Source organism: Paraburkholderia sp. UCT70, assembly GCF_050434085.1.
GTDB lineage: Bacteria > Pseudomonadota > Gammaproteobacteria > Burkholderiales > Burkholderiaceae > Paraburkholderia > Paraburkholderia tuberum.
Window position 1 is genome coordinate 743,237 of record NZ_JBNPVZ010000002.1, and the last position, 16,039, is coordinate 759,275.

The following is a 16,039-nucleotide window of genomic DNA, read 5'->3' on the forward strand; positions in this document are numbered from 1 at the left end:
GCGGCGGCGATTTTTTTCATTGGCGTTCCTGGTCACGAAAAATAAAGTTCCGATAGATTTAGATACGTTATAACATAACAACTGTGGCGTCTAACGTTTCCACCGGACAGACTGGCCGTCCCGGACCGTGGCATCAGCGAAGCGGGCTGTCACGCATTGGGGCATCTCGACCGTAACCATTTGCTCAGCGCCCGCGCACCTCGGTGGGCGAACATGCTTGAGCGCGTGCCGCTCACAGGAGAATGCAATGCAAGATGCAACCGGCTTCCAGCGTATCCCTACGACCATCCTGACCGGCTTCCTCGGTGCCGGAAAAACGACCTTGCTCAACCGCATCCTGACCGAGCATCACGGCGGACGCGTTGCGGTCATTGAAAACGAGTTCGGCGAAGCGGGCATCGACAACGAATTGCTGGTGCAGGACGGTAACGAGCAGATTGTCGAAATGAACAACGGCTGTATCTGTTGTACGGTGCGTGGCGACCTGGTGCGTATCCTTTCGACACTCGCCGCGCGACGGGAGACAGGAGAACTCGCGTTCGAGCGGGTCATCATCGAGACAACGGGTCTTGCCGATCCGGCGCCCGTCGCGCAAACGTTCTTTGTTGACGATGTCGTGCAGGAGAAATACCTGCTCGACGCCATCGTGACGGTGGTCGACGCGCGGCATGGCGGCGAGCAGCTCGACGAACATCACGAAGCGCAGGAGCAGGTCGGATTCGCGGACCGTATCCTCGTATCCAAGGTGGACCTCGTCGGCGAAGAGCAGGCGCAGCAACTGATGCGCCGGTTGCGGCAGATGAACCCGCGCGCGACGATCAGGCCGGTACATTTTGGCGAGACGGACCTGAAGCAACTGCTCGACATCCGCAGCTTCAGTCTGGATGCCATCGTCGACATCGAGCCCGATTTCCTTGAAGACGTTTCGCACGAGCATGACGACGATGTGACGTCCTTCGTCTACCGCATTACTGCGCCTCTGGATCGGGACAAGCTCGAGGCGTTCTTCAGCGCCACGGTTGCGATCTATGGTGCCGCGATGCTGCGCTACAAGGGTGTGCTGAACCTGGCGGGTGTCGACCGCCGCGCAGTGTTCCAGGGCGTACACATGATTTTTGGCGCGGATATCGGTAAGTCCTGGGGCGCGAATGAAACGCGCGAAACCCGGATTGTTTTCATCGGCAAACAGTTGCCACATGATCTTTTCAAGGCGGGCCTCGACAATTGTATGGTTGGCGAAGTCGTGCAGAACTGACACGAAGGATCGCAAGCCTGCTTGCCGCGCACACGCCTCGGCCAGCAGGCTGGCCGTGTCGATCATGCGATCTTCTTCACCACGTATGAGGCTCCACTTTTTCCATGCACAAGCTCCCCGTCACCGTACTGTCCGGCTTTCTCGGCGCGGGCAAGACCACGCTCCTGAACCACGTCCTGAATAACCGCGAAGGCAAGCGGGTGGCCGTAATCGTGAACGATATGTCGGAAGTCAACATCGACGCTCAACTGATTCGTGACGGCGGCAGCCAGCTCTCGCACATCGACGAAAAGCTCGTCGAAATGAGCAACGGTTGCATTTGCTGCACATTGCGCGAGGACCTGCTGATCGAGATCCAGCGGCTCGCGCGGGAGAAGCGCTTCGACTATCTGCTGATCGAATCCACGGGCATATCGGAGCCCTTGCCGGTGGCGGAAACCTTCACGTTCCGCGACGAACAAGGTCACAGCCTCTCGGATATCTCTCGCCTGGACACGATGGTGACGGTCGTCGACGCCTATAACTTTGTGCGCGACTACGGTTCCCACGACTTCCTGGCGGATCGCGGCGAAACGTTGGGCGGGGAAGACCGCCGCACCGTGGTCGATCTGCTGACCGAGCAAATCGAGTTCTGCGACGTGATCGTGCTGAACAAGACGGACCTTGTGAGCGCAAGCGATTTGGAGTTGGTCAAAGGCGTGCTGCGGGTGCTGAACGCCCGCGCGAAGATCGTCGAAAGCCGCTTTGGCCAGGTGCCGATCGGGCAGGTTCTCGATACCGGCCCGTTCGACTTCGAAGCCGCTGCGCAAGCGCCTGGGTGGCTCAAGGAGATGCGCGGCGAACACATTCCCGAAAGCGAACAATATGGCATCACCAGCTTCGTCTACCGCGCGCGCCGTCCGTTTCATCCGCAGCGTTTCTTCGACTGGATTCAGTGCGAATGGCCGGGCGTCGTGCGCTCGAAGGGGTACTTCTGGCTGGCCTCGCGCAACCATGCGGTCGGCGAATGGTCGCAAGCCGGCGCGATCTCGCGTCACGGACGCGCCGGGACCTGGTGGGCAACCGTGCCCAGGCACGCCTGGCCGCAGGAGCCCGAAGCACAGGCGATGATCCGAAGCCGCTGGCACGAGCGTTTCGGGGATCGTCAACAGGAGCTGGTCCTGAACGGCACCGGAATGGACGAGGTAACCTTGCGTGCGTCCTTTGATGCCTGCCTGCTAAGCGAGGACGAACTGGCCCGTGATGAAGTCGCGTGGCACAAATTTACTGACCCGTTCCCTGAGTGGACACAGTAAGGTGTGTCCACCCAGGCAGTAACCTGGCACCATGCATACTCAATCGCATTGAGGTACTTCGCCTGCCTGGTGCGGGGCACTCAGGCGAGTTCAACCGGGCCGTGGTCGTCGCAATGATCGCCGTGCGGATGGTGCAGGTGGCCGTTGACCAGGTAGTCGACGTGATCGCCATGCGGTACCGCTTCGTGGCCGCATGCCGGCCCGTGGACATGTCCCGGCTCATGACCGCCGCAGCTGGAAGTACATTGATCCGGATTTTTTCCGCTCACCTCCAGCCGGTGTTCGTCCACGTGATCGCCATGGGGATGGTGCAGGTGACCATCATGCAGATAGTCAATATGATCGCCATGCCTGATCGCAGTGTGTCCGCAGTTCGGACCATGCTGATGGTCATGTTGGGCATGATGCGGTTCGTTGCAGGTGCTCATAGCAATGCTCCTCGACTCACGTGATAGTGAACGCATGACGTGGGCTTCGCGGCGTGCCCGCAATGGGCAACGGTTAATCCGGCCAGATGGTAAGCGATCCTCCTTACGCACGGCGAAGCCAACGCCCTTTGTTTCCCCCCTAGATGATGCCATACCCCCAATAAAGTAAACGCGTCCGTGCTTTAATTAACTGGCGCGGCGGATTCGATAGTCGGAAAACATCGGGGCTTGCCTGGCAGGTCAACGGCAAAACGCGTCATTCCTCCTTCGGTGGCTCATCAAATTCGGACGGCGGATGTTCACACACGTGTTCAGCCATGTCGCTAATGACACGCTTTACATGCTCGTCAGCTGCTACACAGAAAATCTGTTTTCCGCGCCGATCGGCGCGCAGCCCCCGGGCTGCTCGCAGAAACCGCAGGTGATGGCTGACGAGCGTTTGCGACAGACCATATTTTGCCGCGATGTCGGAAACGCACATCGGCACGCGAAGGCATGCCGCAATTATTTTGAGGCGGGTCGGATCGCCCATCTGCCGGAACATCTCTACCAGTTCCGCGACCTGGTCGTCGGACAACTCGGATGCCTGCATTTTTGCATTCCAAAGAGTCACGTCGCCAATAGATGACGCACCGCCGCATGCACGGAAATACTGCGGTTGCCCGTGTCCTGCCAGAGGTCATCGGGATATCGACGTCGACCGATGGTTCTCGACACACTAACGGTGGCCGGCACCGATGTCACGAATCGCTTTGCCACAAAGCTTTGCCCAGTTCGACCGACGTCGAATGGCTGGGTTCCAGGCGCGACGAACAGGCTCGAACGTGTACGAAGGGTCGAATTGGGCGATTAGCTATCCGCAATCGAGCGATGGCGGCTGCACCTTCAAGGTAGCCCTTCGATCGGAGCCAGGTCGAACGGCTGCCGCCGCGAAGTATGGGTAGGATGGGTGGCGCGCGAATCGGCGCGGTCCGCGCAAGGATATCGGTGATGATCATCGATGCGCCGCAGTGCCGGCAGATGAAGGCCGGTCTCGTTTCGATGACGCTGTCTTCGGGTGATGCGTTGACCTCTGCCGCGACTTGCAGCAGTTCATGCACCTTCGCGAGGTTGGCGCGGCGCACCGGGTTCGCAAGCAGTCCATAGTGACCGATGCGATGGAAACCACCGGGAAGCACATGCAGCAGGAAGCGACGCATCAACTCGCCGGCCTCCAGCGTCATGGCCATGGAGCGGGTGCGCCCTTTCGAACGATAGTCCTTCCAGCGGAACGTCACGCCGCGTTCATCGAACGCGAGCAGGCGCTGGCTGGAGATCGCCACGCGGTGTGTATAGCGGGAGAGGTAGGCGAGTACCGCTTCGGGTCCCGCAAAGGGACGCTTGGCATACACGACCCATTCGCAGTCACGCAGCGGCGCAAGCCACCGGGCAAAGACAGCCGGGTCGGCGTCAGTCAGATTTGCGAAACGGGTAACCGGACGACTAGTCCTTCGAGGTCATTGGTCAATTGAATCTGGCATTTCAGTGTCCCACGGTTCCACGGTCGAGCGAACATGGTCGTGGAGTCCGCCTAGCTGACCGTGAAGCCGCCGTCCGCGGCGATGATCTGCCCGGTGACATAGCTTGCGGCAGGGCTTGCGAGAAAGAATACGCTCTGTGCAACCTCGATCGGGGCGGCCATTCGTCCCATCGGAATCCGTCCTGCGCCTACGATCGGCCCTCGAATCTTGAACGTCGCGCTGATGTTCTTGCCGCCCTCGCTGGCCATGCCGCCTGGAAGGATTGAATTGACGCGGATTCCGTCGGCCGCGAACTCGCTGGCCAGTGATCGCGTGATGCTGTCCACGCCGGCCTTCGCGGCGTCGTAATGGGCGTTGACGCCCCACAGCGTGGGTCGAAGCGCGCCGACGGAGGAGATGTTGACGATCGAACCGCCGCCGTTCGCCTTCATGCGCGTGATAGCCTCTCGGCAACACAGGAACGTGCCCCGCAGCGTGACGTCTTGCATCTGGTCCCATTGTTCGACGGACATTTCAAAGAATTCGGCCTTCGAACGGTGCGCCGCGTTGTTGATCAGAATGTCGACACCGCCAAACTTCGTATCTACGGCTGCGAATAGTGCCTTGACGGATGCTTCGTCGGCCACGTCGACTTTGCATGGCATCGCAATGCCGCCGTCCGCATCGATATCCGACGCTGTTGCCGACGCCGCGTCGGGGTTCAAGTCGGCAATCACGACCTTGGCGCCGGCCTCGGCGAGCAGTCGCGCAGTCTCGCGACCGAGACCTTGCGCAGAGCCGGTAACAACGGCGGTCTTGCCCGTGAGATTGAACCTCTGCGCGAGGTGCGCGCCGATCTGTGTTTCACTAAACATGGAATGCTCCGTTTTGAGTGTCGATGAAGGTCGCGCTGTTCGGTTCGCTTCAGTCTTGCCGCTGTGGCCCAATCGTTTGTAGTTCATCGGAATTCACCAGACAGTGAAGATGATTGGGTGCGGACGTCTTCAGCTAATCAGAAATCCGCCGTCGAGCGTAATCGATTGGCCCGTCATGTAGCGGCCTGACGGCCCTGCGAGGTACAGCACAGCGGCGGCAATATCGGCGGGATCGCCCCATCCAAGCGGCAGACGTCGCTCCGCATCCGTACCGGGTCCCGTGAGCTTTCCTGTTTTCAGGCGAGCCTGCATATCCGGATGAAACTGAACCTTGCCGGGCACTGCACCGGGAAGCACGCAGTTGACGAGAATCTGGTCGCGGGCATAGTCCAGCGCTGCGGAGCGCACTAAACCCGCTACGCCCGCTCGCGCGGCACCGTAGGCGCCATTGCCATTCAGTACGGCATGCGTGGCTCCCATGGTAGTCACGTTCACGATGCGTCCACCCCGGCCTGCGGCGAGCATGCGCTTGATCGCTTCTCGCATGCAAAAGAACACAGATTTCAGGTCGATCGCCATCACTTCGTCCCAGGCGGCTTCGGAGAACTCCGTAAGCGGCCCGTTATTGGTCATGGCCGCGCAATTGACCACGATGTCCGGGCTACCCCAGGCTGCGCTGACCTGATTGAACAACGCAATCACGGAGGTTTCACGTTCCACGTCTGCCTCGATAGCGATTGCTTCGCCGCCCGCCGAAACGATCTTGTCGACGACCGATTGCATGTGCGCTGCGCTGTGATCGGCGACTACGACCCGTGCGCCAGCCTCGGCCAGCACAGGGGCAATATCGATGCTGGAATTGCATCCCTTGTCAGTCACGACAGCGATTTTTCCGCTGATGCCGAATAGCCGCTCAAGCAAGGATGTGGTCATCGAGTTGTCTCCAGGGGGCTGTATTTCGCTTTTGATGAATTCTAGCGACAACGTCCGACGCGCAATGGTTACCGTGGGGAACAATTAGAGTGAGCTGGTTTCACTAATCCCGCGCTCTAACGGACGGCAGGAATGAAGCGACTCAGCGCCGTGCTAGCGGGCCTCGTGGAAACGGTGGGCGAAAATACGCACGCCGTTCTAAAACCGCAACGATTATACCAGCCGGGATTTCCCTCGTTGCGGGTCTTCGGACGTGCCGCGCAACATGTGCGTGGAGAACGTCGGTCCGGCAATGATGATGTCGGCACGAACGCACATACAACCTCACAGGAAGGCGCCAAGATGAATGTTGCGAAAAGAAGCCCCGTCCAGATGGAATCGCACCGACCGCGGCCAGGTACCGGCACGCTTCCTTTGCAGGTTGAGGACATCACCTCTTCGTGGCTGACGTCGGCGCTCGCGCGCAGCCATGAAGGGGTAGCCGTCGAATCACTGGCCATCGACGAGGTGATGTACGGCACGGCTACCAAAGTCAGGGTGCGTCTTGCTTACAACGCAACAGGGCGCGAGCTTCGCTTGCCGGAGTCTCTGATCGTCAAGGGCGGTTTCGTTCCCGAGTACCGGAACTTGAACGCCTACATATACGAATACGAGGCGAAGTTCTTCAAGGAAGTCCATCCCTGCTTGCGTGCAAATGTGCCTGCCTGCTTCTATGCAGAGACCGAAAGTCGAAGCGGGCAGTCGATCGTGATCCTCGAGGATCTACGTTCACGGGAAGTGGAATTCTGTCGCGTGCAGCGGACGCTGACGTTTGCGCAGGCGGCGGCAAACCTGGACGCGCAAGCGCGGTGGCACGCGCAGTTCTGGCAATCGCCTGCGCTCGAAAGCGATGGCGAACTGGCGTGGCTCGCGCCGCAGGACCCGCTGCCCGATGGCGAGTCCGGCACCTATCACTGGGGCCAGTTGAAACCCGAGGTGTTCGCCAGCTATACACAGTTGCCGCGCGGGGCCGCCCTGCCAAAGCGGTTTCACGATCGTGACTGGATGGAGCGGGCGCTCCTCGATCTGCGCGCTTTCGACCGCATCGGGCCGATGACGTTTCTCCATGGCGATGTTCACCTCGGAAACCTGTATTTCGACCGCGACGGCACGCCCGGCTTTCTCGACTGGCAGTCATATCGACGCGGACCGTGGGCTCATGACGTCACGTACTTCCTGATATCGGCTCTGGATATCGCGGATCGGCCGAGATGGGAGCGCGCGTTGCTCGAATACTATCTTGAGCGGCTCGCCTTTCACGGCGTCAACAACCCGCCGTCATTTGAAAGCGCGCTAGATGCCTACCGGCGCCACATCGTCTATGGGCTGTTCTTCTGGCTCGTGAATCCGGTGGAGTGGCAGGTCGAAGTCAACAATTGTGCAGTTGCGCCTCGGTTCGCGATGGCGGCACTCGATCACGAGATTCATGACCTCATGGGCCGATAACCCACCAGGCGTTGAGCGACACGCACTTGACGTCGCCACTTCCGCGGGAGTACATTTTTATGATCGGTATTCAAAAATGTGAATGACGGGAATGATAAAGGAGGCGAAGAATGTCGGAAATGGTCGCTCGACGCAGCACAACCTGGCCCAGCGTGTATGCGTGGGCAGGGCTCGGTGCCCTTTTCGCTTTTGCACAAATCCGCACCTACGTCGCATGGATTCGTTCGGAGGACTTCCGCCCCGTCGAGTTGGGCGCGGATCCACTACCGGAATCCGTGAAGGCGACGATCGACCATTACCAGTGGGTCAGCGTGCTGATCCTGATTCCCGTAGCGATCTGGTATGTCTACGGAATCGTCAGAAGTCGCAGCATCGACGCGGTGCGTTTGTTGATGATCGGTTGGCTTTCGGCATATTGGCTTGATCCATGGCTGGACTTTCTTCGCCCGATGTTCACCTATAACGCCTATGCGCTGAACTACGGCTGCTGGTGTCGCTTCATTCCATTCTGGCAATCGTCCCATGCTCGCATCGCCGAGCCTATCCTGATCGACGCGCCAAGCTACTTCTATACCTTTACAGGCACCGCCGTAGTGGCGGTGTGGGCGATGCGCGCGGTCCGTAAGCGTTGGCCCCGCGCGGGCAACGTACGACTCGCACTCGCTGGTTTTGCCGCCATCTGGATGACAATGGGATTGCTCGACATCGCGGCCAGCCGCTTCATGGGCTTCGACGCGTGGCCGGGTGCGTTCCAGAGTGTCTCCTTCTGGGGCGGTCACTACTACCAGTTTCCGGTCTATGAGTTCCTGCTGTTTCCGTCTGCTTTCGTGGCGTCGGCCTTCCTTCTGCTGAACGTCGACGAAGACGGATATACGGCCATCGAGCGAGGTGTCGATCGTGTCGGTTGCCATCCAGCGGTGCGCACGGCGCTTCGGGTGCTCGCTTTCATCGCGTTTTGCAACATACTGAATCTGGCCTACACGACCGCGATGGGTGTGCAGGCGGTGTATGCCGATCCGTGGCCGGCAGATATGCCGAGCTGGCTTGCTAACAACCGTTAGGCGCACAGTGCCCGCCATCGTCAAACGCCACAGCGGATAACCGATGACGCATTGCAAGCCGCATCGCTTCGCCGACGTCGAGTATCGTGTAGAAGACGAAGTCGCTATCGTCACGATGAGCCATCCGCCAGTCAACGGATTAGGTCTGGGAATCCGTCGCGGACTCGTTGCCGCGTTTGAAGCGGCCCGGTGCGACGCGCGGGTTCGCGCGATCGTACTCAATGGCAGTGGACGCGGCTTTTCCGCGGGAGGTGATATTCGCGAGTTCGGCACGTCCGCTGCCACAGCTTCGCCAGCGTTGTCGCTGCACGTTCATCCCGTGATCGAGGCGAGCGACAAGCCGGTTGTAGCCGCTATCCACGGGTTTGCCATTGGCGGTGGTCTGGAAACCGCGTTGGTGTGCCACTACCGTGTGGTCGCGGACAATGCGCAGATCGGCCTGCCCGAATGCAAGCTCGGCGTGATCCCTTTGTCCGGTACGCAGCGCTTGCCGCGTGTGCTGGGCTTCGCGAAGTCGATCGAATTCATTCTTGGTGCTCAAATCGTGCGCGCAGGAACCTTCCGGGGCACCGCGTTATTTGACCGGATCGTCGATGGCGATGAGCATGAAATGTCGCGCCTTGCGATCGAGCTTGCGCGTGAGAAGATAGGCGGTACATCGTTGCCATTGATTCGCCGGTTGCCATTGCCTGATGGCGATCCGGTTTCCATTGTCGCTGAAGCGCGCTCACGCCTCAGCTGTAGCGATGCAATAGAAAGCCAGTGTCTGGATGCCATCGCCGCCGCAGCCGAGTCGCCCGATTTCGATGCCGGCATGGCCGCAGCGCGTGCAATCTACGATCGGCTCGTTTCGTCCGATCAGGTGTCAATGCAACGAGATCGGTTTTTCAAGTCGCGCCGGGACGGCTCCGCTCGATGAGCACCAGCTGATTTGCTACTACGCGGAAAGTTGCTTGCGCAGATCGCCTTTTCGCACCTTTCCCGAGGGCGTGCGCGGCAGCTCTGCAACGATGCAAAGTTGCTCGGGCGTCTTTTGCCTGGCCACGCCCGCGCCGGCAAAGTGGGTCTGGACTGCGATCAGGTCGAGCGACGTGCGTTCGTGCAAGACGACGACCGCACAGACTCTTTCGCCATATCGTGCGTCTGGCTGCGCCACGACGGCGACATCGCGCACGGCCGGGTGAGTGGCAAGTACTCGCTCTACCTCGAGCGACGATATATTTTCTCCTCCGCGAATCACGATGTCCTTCTTTCGGTCCGTGATGGTCAGGCAGCCGTTTGCGTCGAGACGGCCGATATCGCCGGTCCGGAACCATCCGTCGTGAGTGAACGCGGCCGCATTGAGCGCCGGGTCGGTGTAGCCGACAAACAGCTCCGGTCCTTTGATCAGAATCTCGCCGTCGCGTCCGGCAGGCATGTCGCTGTCCAACTCGTCGACAATGCGCACCTGCGAGCCGGGTTGAATGCGACCGTCCGTGCAGGCCCGGATATCAAAAGGCGAATCGGCCCAGCCGACACTCACTGTCGAATGCTCGGTCAGCCCGTACGCGCGGGTTCCCGCGAAGCCGGCCCGATCGGCCATGGCGACGTGCTCGGGCGTGACACCCGTGCCGCCGAGACCGTAAGAAGCGAGGGACGCCAGGCTGCGCCCGTCGCGGCGGGCGGCTTCGAGGAGCCCCTGGAGATGAAACGGTGTGCCGCCCGAGAGGCGCACGCGATACTCGTCGACCAGTCGCGCGGCAAGCGAGGCGTCCCATCGGTCCATGAACACCATCTCGGTGCCTGTAATGAATGGACGCAACAGGAAATTGAAGCCTGCAATATGGCCAGCAGGGAAGGGCGTGAGATACGGCCCAGGCCCGTCGATGAACGGAATCTGCCACTCTGCGCCTACTGTGCGATGAGAGTGCTGCACGCCTTTGGGCGAAGCTGTCGTTCCTGACGTATACAGCAGCAGGCAGATGTCTTCCGACGTTGGCGGGTCAGCAGGGCGTTGTTCATGCGTTGTCGCGGCGAGTCGTTGCAGCGCGCCAAACGTGATGCCGTTCGAGGGCGCCCGATCGCCAACGACGATAACGCGCTCGAGGTCGGGCGTGTCGCCGAGCGCGGCGACACGCTCCAGGTAGTCGGTTCGGGACCAGAAATCGGGCACGCACAGAACGCGGGCGCGGGATTGTCGAAGGATGAAGCCGACTTCGGCGGGACCGTAGATGTGTACGATCGGCACGAGTACCGCACCGATCTCCAGTGCAGCCAGATACAGAAGCGCAGTCTCGCGCTGTGTGGGAAGCTGTATCGCGATCACATCGCCTCGACGCAGACCGACGGCTGTGAGTGCCTTGCCAATCTCTTTCGCGTCGTGCAGCAGGGACTCGGTGGTGCAAGTGTAGGCACCCGCCTGGGTATGAAAATGGAGTGGCGTCGCGCCGTGCTTTTCGACGGCGCGCGCAATCAGGGCCGCGAGAGGCAAACCGCTCGACCACGGCGCAGTTTTCGATTCGCGCAGATTGGAATTCATGCTAGCAAGGCTCGCAAGAGGCTCACCAGCGCGAGTGGCTGGTCAAGCATCATGTGATGGCCTGCGCGTGGCATCGTGATGGGACCCTTCGCGCCGGGAATCGAAGCTACTATGCGGAGCGCGCGATCGGCGCTGACCACGCTGCTGCACTCGGCGTGCACGTAGCTGACGGGAACCGCGATGCGGGTCAGCAGGTCTTCTTCGCCTTCGACCGGCTGGAGATTCCGCAACTTCGGGTCGAAGCGCCATACCCAGCCGTCGGCGGTTTGACGAAGTGATGTCCGCGCGAGATGCTCGAGCAGCCACGGCTCGCAATCTTGTTCCGGGATGAGTCGAAAGCGACTGAGTGCAGTATGCCAGTCCGGATAGGGACGGGGCGGCGGGCGTCGTTCCACTGCAGGCAAGGTTTCGCCGCGTAGCATGAAATACGAATCGAGCACGACTGCATGCGAGAGACGATCGGGAAAGGTCGCGCACGCCTGGAGCAGACGCGATCCGCCGAAACTGTGGCCCACCGCGACGCACGGTCCAGAGCCGATTGCATCTACGACAGCGACGAGGTCGCGCACGAAAACGTCGGCGCTGTATTCCTGCCTGTAGGCGCTGTCGCCCATGCCGCGGAAATCCAGAGCAAAGACGCGAAAGCGATCGGTGAAGAAGGGCGCAATGAAGTCCCACCAGTGCGTGTGCCCGAGAAAACCGTGTGCGAAGACAAGTGGCGGCTTACCGGTGTCTGCGGCGTTCCACGAGACATAATGGACAGTCACCCCGCCGCCTTCGGTGAAGTGAGATCGACGCGGCTGGGCCATGGCGTGGTCGAACCATGAGGGGACACGATCATTCATTGCGGATTTTCCATTACCTGAGGCTTGCACTCGCGGTCCACCGACCAGCTATGCGAGTACGATGTGCTGTCGATTCGCATCGATCCAGTCCACCATCGGGGTGAGCTGGACACCACGTTTGGAAAGCGAATCGATATCGACGCGGTACCCGACCGCGTTGATCCATTCCTGTGCATTCACCCATCCGGGTGCGAGACCCTTTGCTCGGGCTTCATCCGGTGACACGTGCGAAACGTTGATCTGTGCGCCCAGAACGTTGTTCAGGCGATTCGCAACTTCAGACATCGTGAGTCTTTCCGACGCCAGCGGCACAGTCTCACCGTGCCAGCGTTGCGGATCGTTTAGCGCGCTGGCCGCGAGCGCGCCCACGTCGTCGGCGGCAATCCAGTCGAGTCGTGCGTCGGGTAGCAACGCGCTGAGCAGCAAGCCTTCGCGCAGGTGCGGAAACATCGCGCCCGCTTTCGGCTCAGCGAGATTGTCCATCATGAATGCCGGTTGCAAGACCGTCCACGATTCGAAACCCGCGGCGCGAACGGCCTCTTCCACGTCCCATTTGTCCGTCCAGTATTTTCGGTTCCAACGTTTCTCGCTCCAGCCAGGAAACGTCTCATGATTGCCGGCCTGCGCCACGGAGGTGTGAACGAACTGCGGGACCTCCGCGTTGCGCGCTGCGTTGACGAGCGCAAAACCCTGGCGGCGTTCCCTGTCGCTGCGATCGAAATCAGGCAGGAGAACGGAGAAGACGGAACCGACGCCCTCCATCGCTTTTGCGAGCAAGTGGCGGTCGTCCAGATCTCCCCGTAGCGCCTGCGCATCCATTTCGACGAGTGCCCGCGCAGCCGGCGAGTCTGGATTTCGTGTCAGGAAGCGTACCTTGCGTCCAGCCGCAAGAAGATGGCGAGCCGCGGCGCCTCCTTGTGCGCCAGTGGCCCCGATGACGAGTACCGCGGCGGATGAATCGATCATGACTTGTCCCGAGGTCGAACGTTAGACGTTGGCCAGGCGTGTCACGCCTAGGCGGCTTGTCGCGCGATGCCGCTAACCCTGTGACAGCCATTGCAGGCTCGCGGCCTGGTGCTCACAAGCATTCGTTCTGATATTAGCACGATGTTCATAAAACCGCGAGCAAAGGCTGCCCGTGTCGATGCTTCAGAATTGCCAGGCCAAAGAGCAAGGCGAATGCCGCGAGGCGCAAAGACGAAGCTTCGTCTTTGCGCCTGACACGACGATCAATGCTGCGGGCGCAGCGTTTGAACGAGGCCGCCTTCATGTGCAACGATCACCTCGGATCCCGGCTGATAAACGCCGGCAATTTCGTCTCCGCGCAGGCGGTTGCCCTGGAAGCCGCGCAGATAACTCGTGTCGTCGAGTCGCAACACATGTTCACCATGCGCGTCGCGCACGACGATCTGGTCCGATGCGATCGACGTTAGCGTGCCCACATAGGGCAGCCGGGGCTCAAACGGGAAACTTCCGCCGTGCGGCAGGATGCGCGTGTCGAGTGACAGACGAAAACGGTCCGAATGATTGCTGAGACCAGAGTGCGGCGTGCGTCGGCTCATCAACAGGACGTCGCCCAAGCGGTAGTTCGTGCGGCGCCATGCGTCTTCTGGCACGCTCGCGAGATCGATGGGAACGATTTTGTCGCCGTCCTTCCTGTGCAGGCACGGAAGCTTATGCAATCCTTCCGCGACGGCCAGTCCGCCGACTTGCGCATCGATATCGCTGAGCGGAATCCAGCAGATGATGAAATCGAGGCGGTCGCTGTAGATAGCATCTTCATGAATGAAGTCGAACCGTGTGCGGCTTTTGTCGATAGCGGGCGGCGACGTGCGGTATTCGGTGAAAGGTACCCAATAAAGCGGTACGCCGAAGAGCCGCTGAAAGAATGCACGAACCGCGGGGTCGTCCATCACGGTGCGTGCCGCACGCTGCTCGTTCATCGCCTTCACGGGAAAAAAGCTGAAATTTTCGCGGTCTTTGCCAGTCCATCGCACGTCTCGGTCGTTGCGGTCCACGAAGCCGTTGCTGTCGAGGTGATCAACAAGCAGACCGCGCATGCGCTCCAGCGGCTCGTGGTCGAGAACGTCGCGAAAGAACAGGTAGCCGTCTTCGTTCCAGCGTTCTTGCAACTCGGCGTGATTGCCGAGAAGGTCATTGGAAACGTTGAATTCGCGCATCGTCGGCACGATATCCATGCTTGGTGTGCTCATAAATTGTCTCCTTTGGTCGCGGGGGGCGCTCTGATGTCGGCTCACAGCAATCCGCGCTCTTCCGAAGTGCGGGTCGTGGTGTCGATGCCAAGTTCCCGCAGCGTCTCCAGAACGGCCGTGGTAGCGGAGGCGACGGCCGGGAAGCCTGCATACGGAAGCGCCTGAATGAGCACCCCTTCGAGTTCGCGTGCGCTCAGACCGTTGCGCACGGCAATGCGGACGTGGTTCTTCAGTTCGAGCGTCTGCCGGTTGGCGATGAGAATGCCCAGCGTGACGAGGCTGCGCTGCTTGCGCTCGAGTTTGTCGTCGCCCCAGACATCCGCGAACGCGTAGTTGATGGCAAGGCGTGAAATGTCGGATCCGAAGCCGGTGGACTCGCTTGCGGCCCGTAAGCCGGCTGCCTTGTCTTCACCCATGATTTCGCCGAATACCTTTAAACCATAGGCAAGTTTTTCTTCGAGGCTCTTCACTTGTGTCTCCTGTTTAACCGCGGCGGCGCGGCTATTGATAGCGGATGCGACTCCGTGTTCCCCGCCGTTCCTGTCGCCGGCGATACCGACGATGATGCGTGCTAAGATCGCGGCGAAAGAGGATCAAAATCTGCATATTGGGGGATCGAAATTCGCAAGCCCACCGCCCCGACCGAGCCAGTGAAGGACGTTGCCGCGCTCGTGCTGCCAGGCAGTTATCTGTCGAGCGTCGGCGCGCTGGTAGACGGATTCGCGCTGATTGCACGACACATATTCACCCAGTTCGCGCCCCCGTACCGGCACACGATGAAGACCCAGGTACGCCTTCTGGGCGCCGACGGAAACAGCCTGGAGTTCGCCGGCGGGCGAAGGATGGAGAGTGACGGGAACCTGCTGGGCGATACGGAGTACCGCATCGTTTATGTACCGGCTTTCGCCGTGGCCAGCGAAGAGGCACTCGCAATGCTCCTCGATCACGCCGAGCCCGTGACGGAGTGGTTGCGCTGGCAGCGTGCGCGGAGAGCGGTGTTGGCCGCGAGCGGCACGGGAGGAGCGCTGCTCGCGCAGGCGGGGCTGCTCGACGGCGGCGCAGCAGCGGTCCCGCGAGTGCTCAGGAGCCTGTTCCGGTCGCGCTTTCCAAAGGTGCGCGTGGACACTGGCGCCACGATCGCCGAGCACGACGGCGTGCACACTTGCAGCGTGCCCGCAAGCGAGTGGCAACTGGTGGCCCGCCTCGTCGATCGTGCAATATCTCCACATACCGCTCAATGGCTCGCATCGACGACAGGAACGGACGGCGAGCGCGAGGAAGGCCGCCTGACGAGCGACGATCCGCTCGTCAGCAGCGCGCAATTCTGGCTCGCGCAGCGCTTCGCTCAGGACTTCAAGATCAGCGAGCTGGCGGACGTCCTCGCCGTCAGTCACGCCACGTTGCTGCGGCGCTTTACACGGAGCTTGGGCATGACGCCACGTGCCTATGCGAGTTCACTGCGCATCGAGTCTGCAAAGCGAATGTTGCGTAACACGCAGATATCCATCGAGCAGATCGCCGTGATGGTCGGTTATTCGGACGTGCGCGCATTTCGCAATATCTTCCACAAGCGGGTTTCGACAAGTCCTTCCGCGTATCGGCGGCGTAGCACGGACCGCGAATGAAGGCGGC

General features: G+C 60.6%; 16 protein-coding genes and 1 pseudogene. 7 read left to right on the top strand and 10 right to left on the bottom strand.

From position 1 onward, the window contains the following. Positions 1–247: 247 nt before the first annotated feature. Positions 248–1,255, top strand: coding sequence for a CobW family GTP-binding protein (locus OKW41_RS05670; RefSeq protein WP_429445330.1), 1,008 nt, complete (start codon positions 248–250; stop codon positions 1,253–1,255). Positions 1,256–1,317: 62 nt separating this feature from the next. Here the strand turns inward: OKW41_RS05670 and OKW41_RS05675 are convergent, their stop codons facing one another. Continuing rightward, positions 1,318–1,503: a hypothetical protein gene (locus OKW41_RS05675; protein WP_429573439.1), complete on the bottom strand. Its 186-nt coding sequence runs from the start codon at positions 1,501–1,503 to the stop codon at positions 1,318–1,320. Here OKW41_RS05675 and zigA point away from each other — a divergent pair. Both zigA and OKW41_RS05685 read left to right on the top strand, forming a co-directional pair. Further along, complete coding sequence (gene zigA / locus OKW41_RS05680) at positions 1,420–2,550, top strand: zinc metallochaperone GTPase ZigA (RefSeq protein ID WP_429573355.1); 1,131 nt, start codon at positions 1,420–1,422, stop codon at positions 2,548–2,550. The genes OKW41_RS05675 and zigA overlap by 84 nt on opposite strands. A 113-nt stretch (positions 2,551–2,663) precedes the next feature. Further along, the gene (locus OKW41_RS05685; protein ID WP_429571812.1) at positions 2,664–3,002 is read left to right on the top strand and encodes a hypothetical protein; all 339 of its coding nucleotides are present in this window, start codon (positions 2,664–2,666) and stop codon (positions 3,000–3,002) included. 232 nt (positions 3,003–3,234) lie between these two features. On the opposite strand, the gene OKW41_RS05690 is transcribed toward OKW41_RS05685, so the two are convergent. The 4 genes and pseudogenes from OKW41_RS05690 to OKW41_RS05705 all read right to left on the bottom strand — a co-directional run bounded on the left by OKW41_RS05690 (position 3,235) and on the right by OKW41_RS05705 (position 6,285). Continuing rightward, on the bottom strand, positions 3,235–3,570 hold the full coding sequence (locus OKW41_RS05690; protein ID WP_429571813.1) for an ArsR/SmtB family transcription factor: 336 nt from the start codon (positions 3,568–3,570) through the stop codon (positions 3,235–3,237). A gap of 355 nt (positions 3,571–3,925) precedes the next feature. Further along, positions 3,926–4,426 (bottom strand): annotated as a pseudogene (locus OKW41_RS05695) (IS91 family transposase); the annotation flags it as partial. 122 nt (positions 4,427–4,548) lie between these two features. Next, positions 4,549–5,352 carry an SDR family NAD(P)-dependent oxidoreductase gene (locus OKW41_RS05700; protein ID WP_429292100.1) on the bottom strand — a complete coding sequence of 268 codons (804 nt, stop codon included), beginning with the start codon at positions 5,350–5,352 and terminating at the stop codon, positions 4,549–4,551. Positions 5,353–5,481: 129 nt separating this feature from the next. Further along, positions 5,482–6,285, bottom strand: coding sequence for an SDR family NAD(P)-dependent oxidoreductase (locus OKW41_RS05705; protein ID WP_429571814.1), 804 nt, complete (start codon positions 6,283–6,285; stop codon positions 5,482–5,484). A 132-nt stretch (positions 6,286–6,417) separates the two neighbouring features. On the opposite strand from OKW41_RS05705, the gene OKW41_RS05710 reads away from it, so the two are divergent. The 3 genes from OKW41_RS05710 (at position 6,418) to OKW41_RS05720 (ending at position 9,750) form a co-directional block, all read left to right on the top strand. Beyond that, on the top strand, positions 6,418–7,770 hold the full coding sequence (locus tag OKW41_RS05710) for an aminoglycoside phosphotransferase family protein (protein ID WP_429571815.1): 1,353 nt from the start codon (positions 6,418–6,420) through the stop codon (positions 7,768–7,770). Positions 7,771–7,880: 110 nt separating this feature from the next. Beyond that, positions 7,881–8,831 carry a spirocyclase AveC family protein gene (locus tag OKW41_RS05715; protein WP_429571816.1) on the top strand — a complete coding sequence of 317 codons (951 nt, stop codon included), beginning with the start codon at positions 7,881–7,883 and terminating at the stop codon, positions 8,829–8,831. Positions 8,832–8,874: 43 nt separating this feature from the next. Further along, complete coding sequence (locus OKW41_RS05720; protein WP_429571817.1) at positions 8,875–9,750, top strand: enoyl-CoA hydratase-related protein; 876 nt, start codon at positions 8,875–8,877, stop codon at positions 9,748–9,750. A gap of 18 nt (positions 9,751–9,768) precedes the next feature. Here the strand turns inward: OKW41_RS05720 and OKW41_RS05725 are convergent, their stop codons facing one another. The 5 genes from OKW41_RS05725 to OKW41_RS05745 form a co-directional block, all read right to left on the bottom strand. Next, positions 9,769–11,349 carry an AMP-binding protein gene (locus OKW41_RS05725; RefSeq protein ID WP_429571818.1) on the bottom strand — a complete coding sequence of 527 codons (1,581 nt, stop codon included), beginning with the start codon at positions 11,347–11,349 and terminating at the stop codon, positions 9,769–9,771. Then, positions 11,346–12,194, bottom strand: a complete 849-nt coding sequence (locus OKW41_RS05730) for an alpha/beta fold hydrolase (RefSeq protein WP_429571819.1) — start codon at positions 12,192–12,194, stop codon at positions 11,346–11,348. Before OKW41_RS05730 ends, OKW41_RS05725 begins: the two co-directional genes overlap by 4 nt. 48 nt (positions 12,195–12,242) lie before the next feature. Next, positions 12,243–13,160: an NmrA family NAD(P)-binding protein gene (locus tag OKW41_RS05735; protein WP_429445348.1), complete on the bottom strand. Its 918-nt coding sequence runs from the start codon at positions 13,158–13,160 to the stop codon at positions 12,243–12,245. A 263-nt stretch (positions 13,161–13,423) separates the two neighbouring features. Beyond that, positions 13,424–14,407: a phytanoyl-CoA dioxygenase family protein gene (locus tag OKW41_RS05740; protein ID WP_429571820.1), complete on the bottom strand. Its 984-nt coding sequence runs from the start codon at positions 14,405–14,407 to the stop codon at positions 13,424–13,426. Between the two features lie 41 nt (positions 14,408–14,448). Then, positions 14,449–14,877 (bottom strand): carboxymuconolactone decarboxylase family protein, encoded by a 429-nt coding sequence (locus OKW41_RS05745; RefSeq protein WP_429445352.1) that lies wholly within the window; start codon positions 14,875–14,877, stop codon positions 14,449–14,451. A 180-nt stretch (positions 14,878–15,057) separates the two neighbouring features. Here OKW41_RS05745 and OKW41_RS05750 point away from each other — a divergent pair, with 180 nt between their 5' ends. Further along, positions 15,058–16,032 carry a GlxA family transcriptional regulator gene (locus OKW41_RS05750; RefSeq protein ID WP_429571821.1) on the top strand — a complete coding sequence of 325 codons (975 nt, stop codon included), beginning with the start codon at positions 15,058–15,060 and terminating at the stop codon, positions 16,030–16,032. Positions 16,033–16,039 lie beyond the last annotated feature (7 nt).

Excerpts from the sequence above, each read along its gene's own strand:
- OKW41_RS05670 (WP_429445330.1), top strand. The coding sequence starts at position 248 with ATGCAAGATGCAACCGGCTTCCAGCGTATCCCTACGACCATCCTGACC.
- OKW41_RS05685 (WP_429571812.1), top strand. The coding sequence starts at position 2,664 with ATGATCGCCGTGCGGATGGTGCAGGTGGCCGTTGACCAGGTAGTCGAC.
- OKW41_RS05690 (WP_429571813.1), bottom strand. The coding sequence starts at position 3,570 with ATGCAGGCATCCGAGTTGTCCGACGACCAGGTCGCGGAACTGGTAGAG.
- OKW41_RS05700 (WP_429292100.1), bottom strand. The coding sequence starts at position 5,352 with ATGTTTAGTGAAACACAGATCGGCGCGCACCTCGCGCAGAGGTTCAAT.
- OKW41_RS05705 (WP_429571814.1), bottom strand. The coding sequence starts at position 6,285 with ATGACCACATCCTTGCTTGAGCGGCTATTCGGCATCAGCGGAAAAATC.
- OKW41_RS05710 (WP_429571815.1), top strand. The coding sequence starts at position 6,418 with ATGAAGCGACTCAGCGCCGTGCTAGCGGGCCTCGTGGAAACGGTGGGC.
- OKW41_RS05715 (WP_429571816.1), top strand. The coding sequence starts at position 7,881 with ATGTCGGAAATGGTCGCTCGACGCAGCACAACCTGGCCCAGCGTGTAT.
- OKW41_RS05720 (WP_429571817.1), top strand. The coding sequence starts at position 8,875 with ATGACGCATTGCAAGCCGCATCGCTTCGCCGACGTCGAGTATCGTGTA.
- OKW41_RS05725 (WP_429571818.1), bottom strand. The coding sequence starts at position 11,349 with ATGAATTCCAATCTGCGCGAATCGAAAACTGCGCCGTGGTCGAGCGGT.
- OKW41_RS05730 (WP_429571819.1), bottom strand. The coding sequence starts at position 12,194 with ATGAATGATCGTGTCCCCTCATGGTTCGACCACGCCATGGCCCAGCCG.
- OKW41_RS05735 (WP_429445348.1), bottom strand. The coding sequence starts at position 13,160 with ATGATCGATTCATCCGCCGCGGTACTCGTCATCGGGGCCACTGGCGCA.
- OKW41_RS05740 (WP_429571820.1), bottom strand. The coding sequence starts at position 14,407 with ATGAGCACACCAAGCATGGATATCGTGCCGACGATGCGCGAATTCAAC.